Raw genomic sequence first — 21,014 nt, 5'->3', positions numbered from 1 at the left:
GAACTTCATGGCATCAACACTCCTTACTACGACCGTGTGCACGGCATGGCTGTCATCGGGACAGAGGAAGGAGAGACGGCACCGGCTGCCGATGCAGCGGTCACCTGACCTGGCCCTCCGCCGTCCGGTTGTACCTTGAGGCCGGTCTCCGGGCTCGCGAGCAAAGGCTGATGCCTTTTCATCCACGCCTTCCCGCGCATAGGTCGCAGTGGCTTCGTGTGGATGGCGTTGCTCGCCTACCGTTGCGGGGGCAGCTCCGGACTGGTTCGCAAAGATCGTGCGGACGCACCGGATTCCCGTTTCAACCGCCGTCCAACGCCGGCAGTCACCTCAGGCCGGGGCATGGTAGTGCGTGGATTCCTGCACGCCTAGTCCGCGATGGGACGCGGTGCCTTAGACGTTACCTGCACCATGCAACGCCACATGCTTGCATCCAGCGACGACGAGCACGGACATCCCGACATTTTTCCTGCCACTGTCGCACCAGACAGCTTCGAACGAGGACATGGACACTCAAGCACCTGTTTCCACGGAATATTCCCAATTGGACTTTCAAACGCCCAATGATCCGTTGCCCGGGAGGAACTTTGTCATTAATCTGAAATTGCTGCACAGCAACAAAGACACGCCAGGGGAAACATCGGATGAAGAAACTGCTCCGCAAAACCACAACAAAACCGCTCACTGCCGCCGTCCTGCTCGCGATCGCCACGCACGTTGCGGCACAAGACACCAACCAGGCTCCTCCTCCCTCCAACAACACAAAGAATCTGCAGGCCGTGATCGTCACCGGCACGCGTGCAGAAAACCGTACCGACAGCACTTCGCTGTCACCCATCGACGTTATTCCGGCTTCGGCACTGCAAAGCACTGGTTCCAACGAACTTGCCACGGCTCTGGCACGGCTGATTCCGTCGCTGAACTTCCCGCGCCCTGCCGCCACCGACACCACCGACTCGCAACGCCCCGCGCAATTGCGCGGCCTGGCGCCGGATGAAGTGCTGGTGCTGGTGGACGGCAAGCGCTGGCATACCAGCGCGCTGGTCAACACCGATGGCAGCATCGGCCGCGGTTCGGCGCCGGTGGACTTGAACACCATTCCGCTTTCGGCGATCGATCACATCGAAGTGCTGCGCGACGGAGCTTCGGCGCAGTACGGCTCCGATGCCATCGCCGGCGTGATCAACATCATCCTCAAGCACGGTGCGCAAGGCGGCTCAATCGAACTCGACGGCGGCCAGTACCAGCGAGGCGGCGGTCGCCAGTGGCTGGGTTCGGCCAACTTCGGCATTCCGCTGGGTGGCGACAAGGGCTGGCTGCGCATCAGCGTGGACGATGGTCACCAGGATCCGACCAACCACGGCGGCGTGGACGTGCGCTATCCGCAGTTGGGCGAGAAGCAGGTGTTCGGCGATCCCTCGATCAGCCAGCACAACGTGTTTCTCAACACGCAGTACGACATCACCCCCAACGTGCAGTTCTACGCCTTCGGCAGCTATCACGAACGCGATGCGATTTCCGATGAGCTGTACCGCAACCCGTATCTGTATCCGTCGTCCGTAAAAAAGGCGCTCAGCGCGATCTATCCCGATGGCTACCAGCCGCTGTTGCAGGCCCACAGCACCGACCAGGCGCTGGTGACCGGCGTGCGCGGCACGACGGATGGATGGCGCTGGGACGTGAGTGCCAATTACGGCGGCAATCGCGTGGCGCTCAACACCCTCAACACCGCGAACTACGCCTTCCTGCATGACTTCGGTTACACGCCGACCAGCTTCTTCGACGGCATCGTCTCCGCGGCACAGGAGGCCCTGGACGTGGACGTTGCCAAGGACCTGAGTGTCGGCTGGTTGCCCAATCCCGTAACGCTGGCATTTGGCGCGGAGTATCTGCGCGATACCTACAGCATCCGCGCAGGCGATCCGGATTCGTATTACGTGGGCACCTCGGGAGCGAGCGGTGGCGCACAGGGTTTCAGCGGCTACAGCCCCATCAACACGGGCTCGTGGAGCCGCAGCGATGTGGCCCAATACGTAAGCCTGGAAACCAATCTGACGGACAAGCTCGGCACCTCCTTCTCCGTGCGCCATGAGGATTACAACGACTTCGGCAACACCGTCTCCGGCGCGCTGGCCGCGCGTTACGACTTCACCGATCGCTTCGCGCTGCGCGCCAGTGCGTCGACCGGCTTCCGCGCACCGTCGCTGGCGCAAGAGGACTATTCGCAGATCGGGTCGCTGTACCTGACACCCAGCAGCGCGGGACCCGGCATCGCACCGGGCGTCTATCAGACCGGCCTGTTGCCGGTGAGCAATCCCGTGGCGCAATTGCTGGGCGCGCAGTCCTTGCGCCCGGAAAGGTCGCACAACTACACGGTCGGTGCGGTGTACAACCCGATCGATCCGCTGACGCTGACCTTCGACGTCTATCAGATCCAGATCTACAACCGCATCGTGCTGTCGAGCACGCTCAGCGGCCTGAACAATCCAGTCATTGTCGACTACCTCGCCGCGCATGGCATCACCAACATCGCGTTCAGCTCGGCCCAGTACTTCACCAACGCGGTGAACACGCGCACGCAAGGCGGCGACCTGGTCGCCAGCTATCGTTCGGATTTCGGCAACGATGGCGTGCTCGATAGCACGTTGAGCTACAACTACAACCGCACGCAGGTCACCGGCGTCGCACCCAATCCACCGCAATTACAGGCGCTTGGACTGGAATTGGAACGCGTGAGTTATCGCGACATCAAGGGTCTGCTGGCCAATTCCACGCCGCGCAGCAAGCTGATCTTCAACGAGAACTACACGCTGGACCACTGGGTGTTCAATGGCAATCTGACGCGCTACGGCAGCTTCACGGCGTACAGCAACAGTACGTACCTGCTCAACCAGACCTTCAGCCCGCAATGGGTGCTCGATCTGGCCGGCAGTTACAACCTCGACAACTGGACGTTCACGCTGGGCGTGGACAATGCGACCAACAGCTATCCGGACAAGGTGATCGCCGCCAACAGCACCAACGGCACCATTCCGTATTCAGAATTTTCACCCAACGGCTTCAATGGGCGTTACTATTACACCAAAGTGATCTATCACTGGTGATTCGACCCACTGCCAATCTCTGCGATGCATCGCATCGAACATCCCGGCTTCGGCCGGGATTTTTTTTGATGCGACGGAAGCACACTGGGTATTCGCGCTTCCGATACTGCGAGATACAAAACGCTTTCGCGAGATTGCTTGACCCCTCCCCTGCATGCAAGGGAGGGAGTGGTGGCGAGGCTTAGTGGAAGGCGAGATGGCCGCTTTCGGCGTCGACCTTGATGACGGCTCCTGGCGTGAAGCGACCTTCAAGGATTTGCCTGGCCAGCGGATTTTCCAACTGCTGCTGGATCGCGCGTTTGAGCGGACGTGCGCCGTACACTGGATCGAAACCCACATTGCCAAGCAAATCCAGCGCTTTCTCGCTGATTTCCAGACGCAACTGGCGTTCGGCCAGACGTTTCTCCAACTGCACCAGCTGGATCAGCGCAATCTTGCGGATCTGCGTCTTCTGCAGCGGACGGAACACCACCAGCTCGTCGAGCCGGTTGATGAATTCCGGACGGAAGTGCGCCTGCACGACGCCCAGCACCGCCGCCTTCATCTGCAGGTAATCGGCTTCCGAATCGCCGGCCTGCTCCTGGATCAGCTGCGAACCGAGGTTCGACGTCATCACGATCACGGTGTTGCGGAAATCCACCGTGCGGCCCTGGCCATCGGTCAGTCGGCCGTCGTCGAGCACCTGCAAGAGGATGTTGAACACATCCGGATGCGCCTTCTCCACTTCGTCCAGCAGGATCACGCTGTAAGGCCGACGACGCACCGCTTCGGTGAGATAACCGCCCTCTTCGTAGCCGACATAGCCGGGAGGCGCACCGATGAGTCGGCTCACGGAATGCTTCTCCATGAATTCGCTCATGTCGATGCGCACCATCGCATCCTGGGTATCGAACAGGAATTCGGCGAGCGCCTTGCACAGCTCCGTCTTGCCGACGCCGGTCGGGCCCAGGAACAGGAACGAACCGTACGGGCGATTGGGATCGGAAAGGCCCGCACGCGCACGGCGAATCGCATCGGACACGGCACGCACGGCCTCATCCTGGCCGACCACGCGCTTGTGCAGCGATTCTTCCATGTGCAGCAACTTGTCGCGCTCGCCTTCCAGCATCTTGCTGACGGGAATGCCTGTCCAGCGCGACACCACTTCGGCGATTTCCTCTTCCGTGACGCGGTCCTGCACGAGCTTGAATTCCTGCTTCTCGGCAGCCTGCGCGGCGGCGAGCTGCTTTTCCAGTTCGGGTAGCTTGCCGTACTGGATCTCGCTCATCCTGGCGTAGTCCTGCCGGCGTTGTGCCGCTTCCAGTTCCACGCGCGCCTGCTCGATCTGCTCCTTCACCTTGGTCGCTCCCTGCAACGCAGCCTTTTCCGACTTCCATACTTCGTTGAGATCGGAAAATTCGCGCTCCAGCTTGCCGATGTCGGTATCGAGATCGGCGAGGCGCTTCTTCGATGCCTCGTCGGTTTCCTTCTTCAGCATTTCGCGCTGAATTTTCAGCTGGATCAGGCGGCGCTCGAGGCGATCGAGCTCTTCGGGCTTGGAGTCGATCTCCATGCGGATGCGCGACGCGGCTTCGTCCATCAGGTCGATCGCCTTGTCCGGCAACTGGCGGTCGGTGATGTAGCGATTGGACAGCGTCGCCGCCGCCACGATGGCCGGATCGGTGATTTCCACGCCGTGATGCACCGCATAGCGTTCTTTCAATCCACGCAGGATCGCGATGGTGTCTTCCACGCTAGGCTCGCCCACGAACACCTTCTGGAAGCGGCGTTCCAGTGCGGCGTCCTTTTCGATGTATTTGCGATATTCATCCAGCGTGGTCGCGCCGATGCAATGCAGTTCGCCGCGAGCCAGCGCGGGCTTGAGCATGTTGCCGGCATCCATCGCGCCTTCGGCTTTGCCGGCGCCGACCATGGTGTGCAACTCGTCGATGAAGAGAATGATCTGGCCTTCGTTTTTCGCCAGATCGTTCAACACGGCCTTGAGGCGTTCCTCGAATTCGCCGCGGAACTTGGCGCCGGCGATCAGCGCACCCATGTCGAGCGCGAGCACGCGGCGATCGCGCAGGCCCTCCGGCACTTCGCCTTTCACGATGCGCTGCGCCAGCCCCTCGACGATGGCCGTCTTGCCCACGCCGGGTTCGCCGATCAGCACCGGATTGTTCTTGGTGCGACGCTGCAGCACCTGGATGGTGCGGCGGATTTCCTCGTCGCGGCCGATCACCGGATCGAGCTTGCCGCTCTCGGCGCGCGCGGTGAGATCGATGCAGTATTTCTCCAGCGCCTGGCGCTGGTCTTCGGCGTTCTCGCTTTGCACTTTCTCGCCGCCGCGCAATTTTTCGATCGCCGCTTCAAGGTGTTGTTTCGTCGCACCCGCGGCTTTCAACGCCGCTCCCAGGTCGCCCTTGTCTTCCAGCGCGGCGAGCACGAACAACTCGCTGGCGATGAACTGATCGCCACGCTGTTGGGCAAGCTTGTCGGTGAGATTGAGTACCCGGGTCAGATCGTTGCCGGCGTGGATGTTGCCTTCCTGCCCGCTCACTTTCGGCAGACGTTCAAGTATTTCACCCACGCGCTGGCGAAACGCCGGCACATTGACGTGAGCCTGGGTCAGCAGCGGCCCGGTGGAGCCGCCTTGCTGGTCGAGCAGCGCCGCCATCACGTGCACGGGCTCGAGCATGTTGTTGTCGCGTCCCACCGCCAACGATTGCGCGTCGGCGAGCGCTTGCTGGAAACGCGAAGTCAGTTTGTCCATTCGCATCGGAGTATCCCCAAAAAGGTTTGGCGGACACGCCGCCACTGCCCGGAGAGATGCGGACAGCGCGGAACGATTCAAGCGAAATCGAGCATGGCACCCTGCCTGGCTTCAGCCAAGAGCAGGGCTGCCGGTTCTTAGCCTTCGGCCAGCCAGATCAGGCTGGCGAAGCGGCCGCTGCGGGCGCCTTCCCGGCGGTAGGAATAGAAACGCGCATCGCTGCGAGTGTCGAATCCGCCGCCATAAATCCGGGTCACCCCGGCCGCTTCCAGACGCTGCCGAGCCAACAAGGCAAGATCGCAAAACCAATGACCGGGACGGGTAGCCACAAAGGCGCCTTCAACCGCAGTCTTTGAATGATGGAAGGCTTTGTAGACGTCTTCGCCTACCTCATACGACGCCGCACCGATGCAAGGCCCGATCCATGCCATCAGATCGGCGGCGTGACACTGCATCTGCTCGATGGTCTCCTCAAGCACACCGGCCGCCAACCCACGCCATCCCGCATGCGCGGCACCGATCGCACTACCGTCACCGGCGCACAACAGCACCGGCAGGCAATCGGCGGTGAGAATCGCCAACACCGTGCCCGGCAGGCGCGATACCGCAGCATCCGCTTCCGGTTCTTCCGAGGTCGGCAACGGGCCAAGTTCCGCCACCACGGTTCCATGCACTTGCCGCAGCCAGCGCGGTTCGGCCGGCAGACCCAATGACTGTCGCAACGTGCTGCGATTGCCGCACACGGCCTGCGCATCGTCGCCACTGCGCAGGCCGAGATTGAATCGACCGAAAGGCGGCTGCGATATGCCCGGACCATCGCGCGTGGTGACCGCCGCGTGCACGGTGCGCGGAGCGGGCCAGTCGGGGAAGATCCATGCATCGTTCATACGTATCAATACTCGTCCGGCCCATTGGCGGCCAAATCCGCGCGGAGCGTGGCAATGAGTGCATCTATATCCGCCGGGCGCGGTGATTCGAACGTCAAGTTTTCACTACTGACGGGATGTACGAACGCCAAGCGCTCCGCATGAAGCGCCTGGCGCCGGAAGCTTCTCAGCGCGGCAGCGAGCTCGGGTGTCGCTCGCTTGGGTAACTTCAAACCGCCGCCGTACAAGGGATCGCCCACGAGCGGATGCCCGACGTGCGCCATGTGCACGCGAATCTGATGCGTGCGCCCGGTTTCCAGATTGCATTGAATCAGCGTGTGCGCGCGAAAACGCTCGCGCAGGCGGTAATGCGTAATCGCATGCTTGCCGTCCTCTTCATCCCTCACCGCCTGGCGCAGGCGATCGCCGATATGTCGACCGATGGGAGCATCCACCGTGCCGCCTGCGATCAGTGTGCCGATCACGATGGCCTCGTACTGCCGCTCCACTTCGTGACGGGACAGCATGTCGACCAGGGCGGTGTGCGCGGGCAGCGTTTTCGCCACCACCATCAGGCCGGAGGTGTCCTTGTCCAGCCGGTGCACGATGCCCCCGCGAGGCAGTTCGGCCAGCTTCGGGTCGTGGTGCAGCAAGGCGTTCAGCAGCGTGCCGGCCGGGTTGCCGGCCCCCGGATGCACGACCAGGCCGACCGGCTTGTTCAGCACCAGCAGGTGCGGATCCTCGTGGACGATGTCCAGCGCGATGGCCTCGGGCGCGCTGGTGACCTCCGTTTCCAGTTCCGCCTCCAGCCGGACCTTCTCGCCGCCCCGCAACAGGTGGCGAGGGGCTGCCGGCACCCCGTCGAGGGTCACCGCCCCGGCCTTCACCCACGCGGTCAGGCGCGAGCGGGAATAGTCCGGGAACATCTCGGCCAAGGCCTGGTCGAACCTTCGACCGGCGGCCGACAGAGGCACCACCGCCTCGTGACGAATGATGGTCATGCCGAGACCCCCGGCTGGGGGCCGGTTTCGGCTATCATCCCTTTTCTTTCAAACATCTGAACCCCTTAACTCATGCGCGTAACCAAGCTGCCGGCAACCCCGACGCCTGTTTTGAAAGTACTCATCGTGCTCGTCCTGGCTTTGACGATGAGCGCCTGCTCGTGGTTCGGGCACCGCGGCGATCCGCTCGACACCTTGCCGCTGCCGCAGCTTTACGCCCTCGCGCACAATGATCTGATGCATTCCGATTATTCGGCAGCCGAGAAAGCCTACCAGCGTCTGATCGCCCGTTTCCCGTCCGGCCCGTTCAACGAGCAGGCACAGCTGGAATTGGCCTACGCGCAGTACAAGAACAACAAGCCGGATGACGCCTATTCCACGGTCAACCGCTTCATCAAGTCCAATCCGCTCAACAATCATGTGGATTATGCCTATTACCTGCGCGGTCTGATCAACTTCGATCGCACCACCGGCGTCTTCGAGCGCGCTTTTGCGGGCGAGCACCGGAGCGCGCAGACGCGCCGCGACCAGGGTTACAACCTGAAGGCGTTCGACGATTTCTCCGAACTCAGCCGCCGCTTCCCCGACAGCGCCTATGCGGCCGATGCGCGCCAGCGCATGATCTATCTGCGCAACGTGCTGGCACAGTTCGAAATCAACGTGGCCGAGTTCTATATCCGCAACAAGGCTTATGTGGCCTCCGCCGATCGCGCCCAGTACGTGATCGAGCACTATCAGGAATCGCCGCAGACGGGTGATGCGTTGGCCATTCTGTGCCGCAGCTATCTGGCACTGGGCCAGAAGGACCAGGCCACGCAGGTGCGCCAGGTGCTCGCACTCAATTATCCGGATCATCCGTACCTGAAAGATCCCAAGTGGCCGCACTCGCCGTCGATCCTGCGCAAGATGATTCCGTTCTCGGGTCACTACTGATCACACGAGAACGTCGCGAACAAAAAAAGCCGGCGAGCCTCAGGGCCGCCGGCTTTTTGTTTAGGGGCGCGGCACTATCGGCGCATGACCTGGGCGCCTGGCTCGCCCATCACTTCCATCCTGAAGTAATCGGATAGCGTCGCTCGCGGCCGAACGCACGCGTGGTGACGCGAGGCCCCGGCGCCGATTGTCGGCGCTTGAATTCGTTCACCAGCACCAGCCGCACCACGCGATGCACGGTTTTTTCGTCAAAACCTGCCGCGATGATCTCCGCCTGCGACTGCTCCTGCTCGATAAAGCGGGCGAGGATGGCATCGAGTTCGTCGTAGGGCGGGAGGGAGTCCTGATCGGTCTGGTTGTCGCGCAATTCGGCCGAAGGCGGACGCTCGATTACTGCCGGCGGGATGATCCAGTCGCCGGCATGGCCCGTGGTGCGCGCCTCGTCCTCGTTGCGCCAGCGCGACAGACGATAAACCTCGGTCTTGTAGACGTCCTTGAGCGGCGCGTAAGCACCGCACATGTCGCCGTACAGCGTGGCGTAGCCCACGGCCATCTCGCTCTTGTTGCCGGTGGCCAGCAGCAGGCGACTGTGCTTGTTGGACAACGCCATCAGCATCACGCCGCGCGTGCGCGATTGCAGATTCTCTTCGGTGATGTCCGGCTGCTTGCCTTCGAACAGCGGTGTGAGCGCGGCAATGAAGGCGTTGTAAGTCGGCTCGATGTCGATCACGTGATACGCCACGCCGAGACGCTCCGCCTGCGTTCGCGCACCATCGAGCGAGAGCTGCGATGTGTAACGCATCGGCATCATTACGGCGGTGACGCGATCGGGCCCCAATGCGTCCACCGCCAGTGCGAGCGTCAACGCCGAGTCGATGCCGCCGGAAAGCCCCAGCAACACCCCGCCGAAACCGTTCTTGTCGATGTAATCGCGAATGCCACGCACGAGCGCCGCGTACAGCGTTGCCTGGCGCGAACCATCCGCCACGGCCGGCCAGTCGCGGGCATGCAAGCTGCGGTCGGCGGAATCGAAGTCGGCCCACAGCAAGGCATCGACGAACGCAGGTGCGCGCGCGGCAATCGTGCCGTCGCCATTCACCATCAACGATCCGCCGTCATAGACAACCTCGTCCTGGCCACCCACGAGATTGAGGTAGACCAATGCGCAACCGGTTTCCCGGGCACGGGTCACCAGCACTTCTTCGCGCGCCGCCTGCTTGGCATCGTCCCAGGGCGAGGCGTTGATCACCACGATAAGCTCCGCACCTGCGGCCGCCGCATGGGCAGCAGGCTCGGCCTGCCAGATGTCTTCGCAAATCAGATAGCCCACGCGAACGCCATCGATCACCGCGATGGCACTGGTGCGGCCCGCGCGAAAATACCGCTTGTCGTCGAATACGCCGTAGTTGGGCAACGCCTGCTTGTGCGTGATCTGCTCGATCTCGCCACCCTGCAGGAACGCCGCGGCGTTATAGACCTCACCCTGGCTGTGGGGAAAACCCACGATGGCGGTCAATCCATTGGTTTCGGCGGCCAGCGCCTGGATGGCCTTCTGGCAGGACGCAAGGAAGCTGGGGCGAAGCAGCAGGTCTTCGGGCGGATAGCCGCTGATGGTCAGCTCCGGAAAGACCGCGAGCGCCGCGCCACCCGCACGCGCCTGGGCCATCAGGTTCCGCACTTTGGCGGTGTTGGCGGCCACGGCGCCGACGGGAAAATCGTGTTGGGCCAGTGCCAGGCGAATGACAGCCATCGTTGTATCGATCCAGGGGCGACGGGGGCTAAATGGTAGTCGAACGGCGCTGCCACAAGCCCTCCTCCCTATCGCTAAACCGAGACAGGCAAAGACACCCCGTTTTCTCCTACCCGGCCGGCTCGAAATTTGTTGCGCAGGAGTTGCAAGGCCGGTGCTACCATCCTCTGACGCAGACTGGCAGAGGGGCAGCTTTGCGCCATCACACGCACGCGCCGGAGTTCGCGTCGTCGCGGTCGCTTGGCCGAGGCTGGGCAGGACTGCTTTTATTTCTCGTAAGCATGCTCGTGGGTTCAGCCTGCCGCGCGGAACAGCCGTTTCCGTTGTTCGGCCCCGCCGCACAGGAACCCTCCCTCACCACCTACAAGGCAGCGCCCGGCGAGCAAGCGCCGCAAAGCTATGCCGAGCTGAACGCATGGCTCGCCCAACGCACGCAGGTGCCGCAGGTCAGCATGCTCGGCGGCAGTTTCTGGCTCGTCTCGCCATTCAGCCCCACGCAGCGCGACTCCGATTGGGTCGTCGCGTTCGACAACACCTATTACGGCCACGCCCACATCGTTGTGCTCGGCGACGATGGTCTGCACCAAACCTTCGACACCGGTAGCGATCTTGGTACGAGCGACGTCCCGCGCGGCGCGGCCGCCGTGACGCTTGCACCGGGCCATCACTACGCAGTGATCATTCACGTCACCTCGACCTTTTTCACCGCGATGCCGCGCATCGACGTGCAGACGCGTACGCAGTTTCGCAAACGCCGCATCAACGAATCCGCATTGATGCTCGGATCGCTGGGTGTGCTGTTTGGCCTGGGCGTATTCATTCTGTTCGTGGGTCTATGGATCCGCGATCGCAGCTACACCCTCTACGGCTGCCAGGCATTGATCCTGGTGCTGGGATGGGGTTTCTTTTTCGACCTGCCGCAAACGTGGCTGGGCATCAGCACCGGGCCGATCAATTTCACGCAGTGGTTCATCCTGCTGCCGGTGGTGCATGCACGGTTCACCATTCGCTTTCTCGATCTGTGGCGGCATGCACCGCAGATGGCACGCGTCGGCCATGGCATCGTGGCGGCTTCGATCATCGCACTGCCGTTTTCGCTGTTCTTCCCGTCACTCGCTTTCCTGATCGCCACCTTCGCGGTGTCGATCATCGTGTTCTATTCGGCATGCATGGGCTGGTGGGCGCTGGTGCGGGGCGTGCGGCGAGCCCGTTTCTTCACGCTGGCGTACATGGCGGTGGTGATACCGGGGATGATCATACTGCCCGTCAATTTCGGACTGGTTCCCAGCGCCGTCGACAACGCCGACCTGCTTACGCTGATGGGCAACAGTTGCGAAGCCATGCTGTTGGCCTTTGCGCTGGCCGATCACGTGAAACTGGTTGAAGACGGCCGCGAACGCTTCCGCCGCGGCATGCAGGAAGCCATTGCCAAAGCATCCATCGACGCACTGACCGGACTGGGCAATCGCCTCGCCTTCAACGTGATGATCGAGGAGATCACGCGCCGCGAAAATTCCGATCCCGCGCAAGGCACCTGGCAAATCGCCATGATCGATCTGGACGGACTCAAACTCGTCAACGACAGCCAAGGCCACGAACGCGGCGATGAGCTGTTGCAAAAGGTCGGTGAAGGACTCGCGCGGCTTGGCGATCTGATTCGCGCCTTCCGCCTGGGCGGCGACGAGTTCGCGGTGATCGCCTACGGCGACGAACTCAGTCAGCAGCGTCTCGCGCGTTCGCTTGCGGAATTGGACAAGTCGCTGTGCGAAAGCGATTTTCTTGGCGCCGGCGTCAGCTACGGCATCTGCAGCGCGCCGGTCGACCAGCGTCGTTTCAGCAACGCGGACTTCGCGGAACTGGTGCGTGAAGCAGATCGCTCCATGTACGCGCACAAATCGCGCCGCCGCATGGAACGTGTCGCCGAACAGCCGCTGCCTGAAGTGGGCAGCGGCGATTAGCGCTGCCGATCATCACCAACCGTGCTCGCCCTGAATATTTTCGGGCAACCCGCAGATCGCCCTGCTCGCCTGCATCCCGCCCATGACGGCCGCTTCCACGCATCCGGCGTCGAGGCCGGTCTTCAACCAGTCGCCGGCAAGAAATAGATTGGCGAAACCGGATTGATCGGCATGCAAGCGATAACGGCTTGTGTCGACCAGCGACAGAACGTAGCGTTCGGAGGGATCGATGTTCGCGCGCCAGAACTGGCTGTCGAAACGCGTGACGCCCGATCCGCCGGCGGGATCGACCAGCCACGACCACGGAAAAGCATTTGCCTCGACATTCGTCCACAACGCCTGAATCTGCGCATCCAATTGATGGATGGCAGCGACCTTCACCAGCTCCGCGCAGCGTGCCGGAAAACCGTGATCGTCCGGCGACGGATAGGCGGCAAGCGATAACGCATTGCAGAAGTACCCGATGTTTTTCGGCTCGCTGCCGGATGGCCAGGTTTCCCTGCACAGCAATTGATCCATCGAGGCCCAGGTATCGAAGGGCTCGGTGAAACCCGACAACACCGGCTCTTCGCCGTGCTCGCTCGGATAGTTCCAGCCGATGCCCTTGAGATCCTGATTCAGCCACACCTGATACGCCTGTGTCGCAACCGCCGCCACGTTCTCACTGCATTGCCGCAGCGGCGCGTTGATGGCGAGCAGCGGTTTCGCAACATGCTCCAGGCTCGCCACGGACAAACCAAATACGATCTGGTCGAAATCCACACCGAGACGCAACGTTTTGCGCGGCAGCGCAGTGCCGAAGGCTTGCCGATAGACGTCCGGCCAGTCCGACCAATGGCATTCCAGATTGATCCGGTGCTGCTGCAACAGCGCTGCCTGACGCGGATCGATCTGTGCGTAAAGCGGTTGCGATGGCCAGCATGGCAAGCCGTTGACGTCGACCAGCGGATCGTACGCATCGCCGATCAAAGCTGCCTGTTGCTCAAGCTCGATCTCGCCCACGTTGCGGCCTGCCGCATCCGGACGCAGCTCGCAGAGCTTGTTGAAATAATGAAAACGCACACCGCGTCGCTTCAGCACTTCGTATAGCGGTCCGAACACCACATCGCCCATGCCGGCCTGCATCTTGTACATCAGCGCGCCGCGATAGCTCAGACCGACCTTGAGCATGCCGCGCAACATCGTGCCCGCCTCGATGTCGGGCTGCATCGGATCGCCGTCGCGGTACGCAAAGACCAGATCGTAGAAGCCGCGCACCGGCGCACTGTCGACGCTCACCGGCTGCGCACCATGGCGTGCGATCCAGGCGCGGAAGTCGATGTGATTGATCGCTTCGAAACCGTCGCCGATCACATCGTCCACCAACATGCCGATGCCCACGGCGAGCGACAAATCCATGGCGAGATAAAGCCTGCGCCAGTCGTCCGACCATGTATCGGGATTGCCGAACGGGGCGGCGACGTCGTGCAGCGCATGCTGCAGATCCTGGAGCAGCTTGAGCACGGCCGGCCAGTCCGCCGTCGACGCGCCTTTCGCCGATGCCGATCGCGACGACGATCGCGCCAGATCGCGCGCCTTGCGCGCCACGACCAGCGGATCGCCCACGTCTTCGAAAGCGGTCAATCCAGCACGTGCCGCAGTGAGAATGTCGTGCAGCCGGCTTTCGCGGTGCTCGCCCATGCGAAACGGCGAACCTTTGTGCTTGAGATAAGTGAGCGCCCAGGATTCTATCCACGAGCGCTGCCACTCCATCAATTCGGCAATCGCTGCGCCGGGTGTTTCGGGCTCGCGCGGGGTGCCCGGCGTGCCGGGCAGTTCCGGCGTCTCGACCGGCCACACGCGCCAGTCGCTTTCGATCAACTCCGCCAGACATACGTAGTGCTGCGGCTTGAACGCATCCGTCCATGCCGCCAGCGGACTGCCAGGAGGCCGGCCCAGTTCCTTGTACGCCTGCTGCATCACGTTGAAGGCGTTGTCGTAAAAACCGAACCAGATATGCAGGCCGTGTTCTTCGATGCGCTGGGCGATCTCGGCATTGCGGCCGCTCGCACCTTTGCCACCCAATCGCCAACCCATTTGATAGACATCGATCTGATAGCGTTCCTGCCAGTTGTCGCCGCTTGTCAGCCAGAATGCCGCCGTCATGGCACCGACACCGCCACCGAGGATGGCGATGCGCTTTGGTTGGTTCACCATCAATCTTCCTCCGTGACGATGGAATTATTGACGAGTTCGACGCCGCCCTCGACGTTGAAATCGAAATCGATGCGGAACCCGCAATGCGCCGGCTGCTCGCCGATGGCCCAGCCGAGCGTGCGGTGCAACGGAAAACTGTCGAACGCGTGCAGCCGCAGGTCGTATCGCCCCGTCAGCAGGGACAGTGCGCGAATTTCCTTGACCTTCGCCGGTGCGGCAACGATGGCCTGATACACCGCGCGATGACCGCTGCCATCGGGAAACTGCTTGAGAAACACCTGGTCCACGCCCGGAAAAAATTCGAACCATTGGTCGAAGGTCTTGCGCCACGCAGGATGCGTATCCCAGAAACCTGGGGTTTCGTGCATGCAGGCGACCAGTCCGTCACGCCATGCAGTGACATCGGTCGTCGGTTCGTCCTTGAGGCCTGGCTTGGCATCCAGATCGATCAGTGGATGCATCGCCAATTCCGTTCTCGGCGAAAACGGCTGGAAGCCTTTCGCGGCAAGACGAAATGTCGTGGGCAATTCGTCGGGACCGGGCATCGCATACAGGCATTCGTATTTCGGATATCCGTACAGCTCGCGGCCGTTGATCAACGCCATGCAGTCGTCGACCCAGATGTGCAGCGGATACGCATAAAACGTGGGCCACACTTCGCCGGGTTTGGTCGCTCCCACCATCACCCAGGTGACGATGTCGATCTCCTTGCCCCACCCCTTCACGATGTCCATGGGGTAGGCGCTGTGCGCGTGGCTGATCTCGGCAAAACTCAGCAGCACGTAATGGGTTAACACGGTGAAATGCAATTCTCCGCGACTGCATGCATTGAGCGTGTGATCGACGCTGGTCTGCAATGCGGTGAGATCGCCGGCGACCCAGAAACCGTAGAGGCGCGCTTTGTCCAGCGCCAACGGCGGATGCATCAGCGGCGAACCCGGCGGATACAGGAAAGGCGGACGTGACGAAGCGGTCATGCGAAGCACCCCCCAATGCCAATCATGCGCAGACCTTTACGCTGGCACGAAATCCTGCGCTTGTCGATTTCCTTTCGATGTCAGCTGTGTTTCAGCACCTATCGGCGTCGTGCAGCGCTTCAGGGCAAAAAGAAAGGGCCGCGTTTCCGCGGCCCTTCGCAGATCGTTCGAAACGACCGGCTTACTTCTTCTTGTTGAGCAGACCAGCCAGCGTCTTGCCCAGGTCGGCCGGCGACTTCACGGTCGTCACGCCAGCCTTTTCCAGCGCCGCGAACTTGGCCGCGGCCGTGCCCTTGCCACCGGAGATGATGGCGCCGGCATGACCCATGCGCTTGCCGGCCGGAGCCGATGCGCCCGCGATGAACGACACCACCGGCTTCTTGACGTATTCGCCAATGAATTCAGCGGCTTCTTCCTCGGCGCTGCCGCCGATTTCGCCGACCATGATGATGCCTTCGGTCTGCGGATCGTCCTGGAACAGCTTCAGGCAGTCGATGAAGTTCAGGCCGTTGATCGGGTCGCCGCCGATGCCGATGCAGGTGGACTGGCCCAGGCCTTCATTGGTGGTCTGGAACACGGCTTCGTACGTCAGCGTGCCGGAGCGCGACACGATGCCGACCTTGCCCGCCTTGTGGATGTGACCCGGCATGATGCCGATCTTGCATTCGTCCGGCGTGATGATGCCGGGGCAGTTCGGCCCGATCAGCACGGTTTCCGGATGCTGGGCCAGCACGTTCTTCACGCGCAGCATGTCGAGCACCGGGATGCCTTCGGTGATCGTGACGATGACGCGCACGCCGGCGTCGATCGCTTCGAGGATCGAGTCGGCCGCGAACGGCGGCGGCACGAAGATCACCGACGCATCGGCGCCGGTTTCGTCGACCGCTTCGGACACGCTGTTGAAAACCGGCAGACCGATGTGCTCGGAGCCGCCCTTGCCCGGGGTCACGCCACCGACGATCTTGGTGCCGTAGTCGATCGCCTGTTCGGCGTGGAAGGTGCCCTGCTGGCCGGTGAAGCCCTGCACGATCACCTTGGTGTTCTTATTGACGAGAACGCTCATGCTCGGTTGCTCCTCACTTCGACTTCGCGGCGGCCACGGCTTTCTTCGCCGCGTCGTTGAGATCATCGGCCGACGTAATCGCCAGACCGGAGTTGGCCAGCAGTTCGCGGCCCTTTTCGACGTTGGTGCCCTGCAGGCGCACCACCACCGGAATCTTCAGGCCCACTTCCTTCACCGCGGCGATGATGCCGTCGGCGATGAGGTCGCAGCGAACGATGCCGCCGAAGATGTTGACCAGGATGGCCTTCACCTTGTCGGAGGAAAGAATCAGCTTGAACGCTTCGGTGACGCGCTCTTTCGTAGCGCCGCCGCCGACGTCGAGGAAGTTGGCCGGCTCGCCGCCCGCCAGCTTGATCACGTCCATGGTGGCCATGGCCAGGCCCGCACCGTTGACCATGCAGCCGATGTTGCCGTCCATGGTCACGTAGTTGAGGTTGTGCTGCACGGCAGCTGCCTCAGCAGCGTCTTCCTGCGTGAGGTCGCGCATCTTGGCCAGGTCCGCATGGCGGAACTCGGCGTTATCGTCGGAGTTGACCTTGCCGTCGAGGGCAGCGAGGTTGCCGTCTTCGAGAATGGCGAGCGGGTTGAGCTCGACCAGCGAAAGGTCCTTCTCGTTGAACAGCTTGTACAGGCCCAGCATGATCTTGGTCAGCTGCGCCACCTGCTTGGCGTTCAGATCCATCGCAAAGCCGAGCTGGCGGCACTGGTACGGCTGCAGGCCTTCCACGAAATCCACCACGATGGTGTGGATGTCGTCCGGCGTTTCCTTGGCCACCTGTTCGATGTCCACGCCGCCGTGCTTGGAAGCGATGAAGGTGACGGCCTTGCTGTCGCGGTCGACCAGGATCGACAGGTACAGCTCCTTGGCGATGTTCGTGGCATCGGTGACCAGCACCAGGTTCACCGGCAGCGCGCGGCCGGCGGACTGGTACGTTTCCATGTTCTTGCCCAGCATGCCCTTGGCGGCGGCATGGACGTCATCCAGGCTCTTGCAGAACTTGACGCCACCGGCCTTGCCGCGGCCACCAGCGTGGATCTGGGCCTTGACCATCCACTGCGAACCGCCAAGGTGCTTGGCGGCGTCGACGGCGGCGTCGGGGGAGTTGGCGACTTTGCCCGGCGGTACGGCGATGCCGTAGTGCGCGAACAGCTCTTTAGCCTGGTACTCGTGGAAATTCATTCGATACCTCGAGTGAATGGGGGAAGATCGGGCCTGCGCGATGGCAACAGCACAGGCAGGGGAAGAACGAACGGCGGTGTACGGCACTGCCGGCTTGCAGTGCGCCGCACGCATGCCTAGGCATGACGAAAACCGCGCAATACGGCCCGGTATTTTCGCAGCAGCCGGACCCGATGGAAAGGGGCCATGAAGAAAGGCTTTTGCGTTCGCCTCCTCTCCCCTTGGGGGAGAGGATTGAGGTGAGGGGCCAATCTTGCGAAAGTGGCGCATCGAAGTCCGCTTCAAGCTAGCGATTTTCGCAAGATTGGCCCCTCACCCCGACCCTCTCCCCGGAGGGGAGAGGGAGAAAGTGGCTAATGCCTCCTTCCTATCCTGCTGCCGAGTGCCCACAACCGTGTCCAGCCGCGCGATGTCCGACTCGCCCAACAGCACGACGACCCGCCACGAATTGTTGTTCCTGAATTATTTCAGGCTGGCTCAGGCATTGGTTTACGTGGGGCTGGCCTTCACCCCGGCCGGGATGGGCTGGCCTCACCTGGACAGCGCCGGCCTGGCGCGCCTGGTCGCGGTGGTCTATCTGCTGTTTGCGATCGCCATCGTGTCGATCAACCACATGACCCGCGCGCTGGGTTGGCTGGCGATCCTCGGAACGCTGTTCGTGGATATCGGCGCCGCGGTTCTGGCGATTGCCGCCATGAACGACGCGCGCATCGGCATCGCGATGATGCTGGCGGTGAACCTGGCCGCGGGCGCGCTTCTATTGCCTCTCCGGCTCGCGCTGTTCCTTGCCGCCCTGGCCACGTTGGGGGTACTGGGTCGCACCTTGCTGTCCTTGCCGCACATGGCCTCCGCCGATGACCGCGATGTCCTCGAGTCGGGCTTGTTCGGCATAGCCTATTTCTCGATCGTCGTACTGTGTAACGTGCTTGGCCGCCAGCTGCGCGCCAGCGAGGCGCTGGCCGAGCAGCGCAGCATCGATCTGGTCAACCTGTCGCAGGTCAACGAGCTGATCATCCGCCGCATGAAAACGGGCGTGATGCTGGTGGACGATGCCAATCGCATCCACCAGATCAACGAATCGGCGTGGATGCTGCTGGGCAATCCGTCTTCCGATCAGCGCGATCTTGGGCGTGTCGCGCCCGAACTGTCGCGCCGGCTGTATCACTGGATCACGTCGGGCAAATTGGACGAGACCGCCACGCAGCTGGCCGACGGCATGCCGGAAGTGATTCCGCGCTTCAGCCGCCTGGCGCCGAATGACGATTCGCTGGTGCTGATCTTCCTGGACGATACCTCGCTGGTTTCCCGTCGCGCGGAAGAACTCACGCTCAGTTCGCTGGGACGCCTGTCGGCATCGATCGCGCACGAAATCCGCAACCCGCTCGCCGCCATTCGTTACTCGGCGCAGTTGCTGGCGGAGTCGACCGACATGAATCCCACCGATTTGCGCATGGTGGAGATCATCAACAACCACTGCAGCCGTCTCAATGAAATCATCGAGAACATCCTGCAGCTGTCGCGGCGCGAACGGTCGCGGCCGGAAACGCTCAATCTCGGCGATTGGTCCCACTCCTTTGTCGAGGAATACAAGCAAGGCAACGACCTGGGCGCCGATTCGCTGCGCGTGATCGACAACAGCGCCTCGCCGGTCGTTGCGGTGGCCGATCCGCAACAGCTGCAGCAGGTGATATGGAATCTGGTGCAAAACGCGCTGCGCTACGGACGCATGCCGGGCGAGTCCGCGCGCGTGATGGTGGTGGTGCGTCACGGTGAACACGGCGTGCCGATCCTGGAAGTGATCGATCGCGGCCCCGGCATTGCGCCGAAAGTGGCGGCGCAGATTTTCGAACCGTTCTACACCACGCACGAATACGGCACCGGTCTCGGGCTTTATCTGGCGCGACAGATGGCAGAGGCCAATCAGGCTGCGCTGGAGTACGTGCGTGTGGCAGGTGGCGGGAGTTGTTTCCGATTGGTGCTGACGCCACCCGCGCGCATCGAGCCGGCCGTCTAAATGTTTAGAACAGCGCCAAACAATCTTGATGTCCCATCTGTCATACCGGCGAAGGCCGGAATGACGAGAAACGCTTAAGTTGACCTAACCACCAGCGTCGTCGCCATCATCTGCGACGTCACGGGCTGATTGTGGATCATCGCCAGCACTTTGCGCGCCAGCAGAATGCCGCCTTCCTGCCAGTTCTGCCGCACGGTACTTAGCGGCGGCAGGAAACTCGCCCCCAGCGGCGTGTCGTCGTAACCGATCACGGATACATCGTTGGGCACCGACAAACCCAGTTCGACCAGCGCGCGTATCGCTCCCATCGCAAGCAAGTCGCTGCAAGCGAAGATGGCATCGAAGCGCACCTTGCGTTCATGCAGGGAACGCACCGCGTCGATGCCCGATTCGAGCGTGAAGTCGTCGCGACGCAGCAGCAGCGGCTTGATGCCGTGCCCCGCCAGCTCGTCGACAAAACCGAACAGGCGCTGTGCCATTTCCGGATGGTCCGGGTTGCCGATGAAGACCGGATTGCGCCGCCCGATCGACAGGAACCGCTCCGCCACGCTGATGCCGCCCTGGCGGTTATCGCTGCCGACCACGATGTGATTGTCGCCGCCCTGCCCCGCGGCACCCCACACCACCATGGGCAGCCCCACTTTGTCGTAGAGGCGAACCGCATCCTGGCGCACGCCCTGGCCCAGCAGAATCAGGCCGTCGGCTGCCTGCACGGACGCATCGGCCGCTCCCTGGCGCGTGGTAAGCAGCACGCTGTACCCGGCCGACGTCAGCTCCTGCGAAATGCCGCCCAACAAGGACAGCGGGTACGGATCCCACATGGTGCGGCCCGAGGACGGCTTCATCTCCACGATCACCGCCACGGTATGGCTGCGGCGCAATCGCAAATTGCGGGCGCTGACATTGAGCTTGTAGCCGTGCTTGCGCGCCAGCGCCTGCACGCGTTCCCGCGTCTCCACATTGACCAGCGGGCTCTCGCTCAGGGCGCGCGAAACCGTGATCTTGGAGACCCCCGCCAGCTCGGCCAGGTCCGCCATGGTGAGGCTGGGGCGGTGCGCAAGGGGCTGTTTTTTCTTGGCGTTCGTCAAGATGCGGCCCTCAAAAAGGCGATGGCGGAGTGAATCGGCGCGGCACCTCCAGTTTCACCCGCAATCACCTTTTCCTCCAAATGCAACGACGTTCCCGACACAACCCAAGGCGCAGAATGGTGCAATGCGGCA

Annotated in this window: 13 protein-coding genes and 1 riboswitch; of the genes, 4 read left to right on the top strand and 9 right to left on the bottom strand. The window is 62.3% G+C overall.

The features are described 5' to 3' along the window. Window positions 1–122: 122 nt before the first annotated feature. Window positions 123–348, bottom strand: a riboswitch (cobalamin riboswitch). A 296-nt stretch (window positions 349–644) separates the two neighbouring features. After that, window positions 645–3,104, top strand: coding sequence for a TonB-dependent receptor plug domain-containing protein (locus tag DWU99_RS06830; RefSeq protein WP_115477288.1), 2,460 nt, complete (start codon window positions 645–647; stop codon window positions 3,102–3,104). 181 nt (window positions 3,105–3,285) lie between these two features. On the opposite strand, the gene clpB is transcribed toward DWU99_RS06830, so the two are convergent. From clpB to rluD, 3 genes are all read right to left on the bottom strand, one after another. Further along, window positions 3,286–5,862: an ATP-dependent chaperone ClpB gene (gene clpB, locus DWU99_RS06825; RefSeq protein ID WP_115477287.1), complete on the bottom strand. Its 2,577-nt coding sequence runs from the start codon at window positions 5,860–5,862 to the stop codon at window positions 3,286–3,288. Between the two features lie 131 nt (window positions 5,863–5,993). Continuing rightward, on the bottom strand, window positions 5,994–6,743 hold the full coding sequence (gene pgeF / locus DWU99_RS06820; protein WP_115477286.1) for a peptidoglycan editing factor PgeF: 750 nt from the start codon (window positions 6,741–6,743) through the stop codon (window positions 5,994–5,996). Between the two features lie 5 nt (window positions 6,744–6,748). Next, the gene (rluD, locus tag DWU99_RS06815; RefSeq protein WP_115477285.1) at window positions 6,749–7,723 is read right to left on the bottom strand and encodes a 23S rRNA pseudouridine(1911/1915/1917) synthase RluD; all 975 of its coding nucleotides are present in this window, start codon (window positions 7,721–7,723) and stop codon (window positions 6,749–6,751) included. A 72-nt stretch (window positions 7,724–7,795) separates the two neighbouring features. Between rluD and DWU99_RS06810 the strand changes: the two genes are divergently transcribed. Continuing rightward, the gene (locus DWU99_RS06810) at window positions 7,796–8,656 is read left to right on the top strand and encodes an outer membrane protein assembly factor BamD (RefSeq protein WP_115477284.1); all 861 of its coding nucleotides are present in this window, start codon (window positions 7,796–7,798) and stop codon (window positions 8,654–8,656) included. Between the two features lie 109 nt (window positions 8,657–8,765). Here DWU99_RS06810 and DWU99_RS06805 read toward each other — a convergent pair whose 3' ends face one another. After that, window positions 8,766–10,406, bottom strand: a complete 1,641-nt coding sequence (locus DWU99_RS06805; protein ID WP_115477283.1) for an NAD+ synthase — start codon at window positions 10,404–10,406, stop codon at window positions 8,766–8,768. Between the two features lie 287 nt (window positions 10,407–10,693). Between DWU99_RS06805 and DWU99_RS06800 the strand changes: the two genes are divergently transcribed. Next, window positions 10,694–12,364 carry a GGDEF domain-containing protein gene (locus DWU99_RS06800; RefSeq protein WP_158543244.1) on the top strand — a complete coding sequence of 557 codons (1,671 nt, stop codon included), beginning with the start codon at window positions 10,694–10,696 and terminating at the stop codon, window positions 12,362–12,364. Window positions 12,365–12,376: 12 nt separating this feature from the next. Here the strand turns inward: DWU99_RS06800 and DWU99_RS06795 are convergent, their stop codons facing one another. The 4 genes from DWU99_RS06795 to sucC all read right to left on the bottom strand — a co-directional run bounded on the left by DWU99_RS06795 (window position 12,377) and on the right by sucC (window position 17,780). Then, complete coding sequence (locus DWU99_RS06795; protein ID WP_199535726.1) at window positions 12,377–14,560, bottom strand: NAD(P)-binding protein; 2,184 nt, start codon at window positions 14,558–14,560, stop codon at window positions 12,377–12,379. Further along, complete coding sequence (locus tag DWU99_RS21090) at window positions 14,560–15,537, bottom strand: acetoacetate decarboxylase family protein (protein WP_199535725.1); 978 nt, start codon at window positions 15,535–15,537, stop codon at window positions 14,560–14,562. The genes DWU99_RS06795 and DWU99_RS21090 overlap by 1 nt, the downstream gene beginning before the upstream one ends. Before the next feature lie 181 nt (window positions 15,538–15,718). Next, window positions 15,719–16,600, bottom strand: coding sequence for a succinate--CoA ligase subunit alpha (sucD, locus tag DWU99_RS06790; RefSeq protein WP_115477281.1), 882 nt, complete (start codon window positions 16,598–16,600; stop codon window positions 15,719–15,721). Between the two features lie 13 nt (window positions 16,601–16,613). Continuing rightward, window positions 16,614–17,780: an ADP-forming succinate--CoA ligase subunit beta gene (gene sucC, locus DWU99_RS06785; protein ID WP_115477280.1), complete on the bottom strand. Its 1,167-nt coding sequence runs from the start codon at window positions 17,778–17,780 to the stop codon at window positions 16,614–16,616. A 409-nt stretch (window positions 17,781–18,189) separates the two neighbouring features. Between sucC and DWU99_RS06780 the strand changes: the two genes are divergently transcribed. Continuing rightward, on the top strand, window positions 18,190–19,794 hold the full coding sequence (locus DWU99_RS06780) for a sensor histidine kinase (RefSeq protein ID WP_115477279.1): 1,605 nt from the start codon (window positions 18,190–18,192) through the stop codon (window positions 19,792–19,794). A gap of 74 nt (window positions 19,795–19,868) precedes the next feature. Here the strand turns inward: DWU99_RS06780 and DWU99_RS06775 are convergent, their stop codons facing one another. Next, complete coding sequence (locus DWU99_RS06775; RefSeq protein WP_115477689.1) at window positions 19,869–20,831, bottom strand: LacI family DNA-binding transcriptional regulator; 963 nt, start codon at window positions 20,829–20,831, stop codon at window positions 19,869–19,871. Window positions 20,832–21,014 lie beyond the last annotated feature (183 nt).

The sequence above is a fragment of the Dyella psychrodurans genome (assembly GCF_003363265.1).
GTDB lineage: Bacteria > Pseudomonadota > Gammaproteobacteria > Xanthomonadales > Rhodanobacteraceae > Dyella_B > Dyella_B psychrodurans.
Note: the sequence above shows the minus strand (reverse complement) of the source record. Positions and strands in the feature narration are given on the sequence as shown.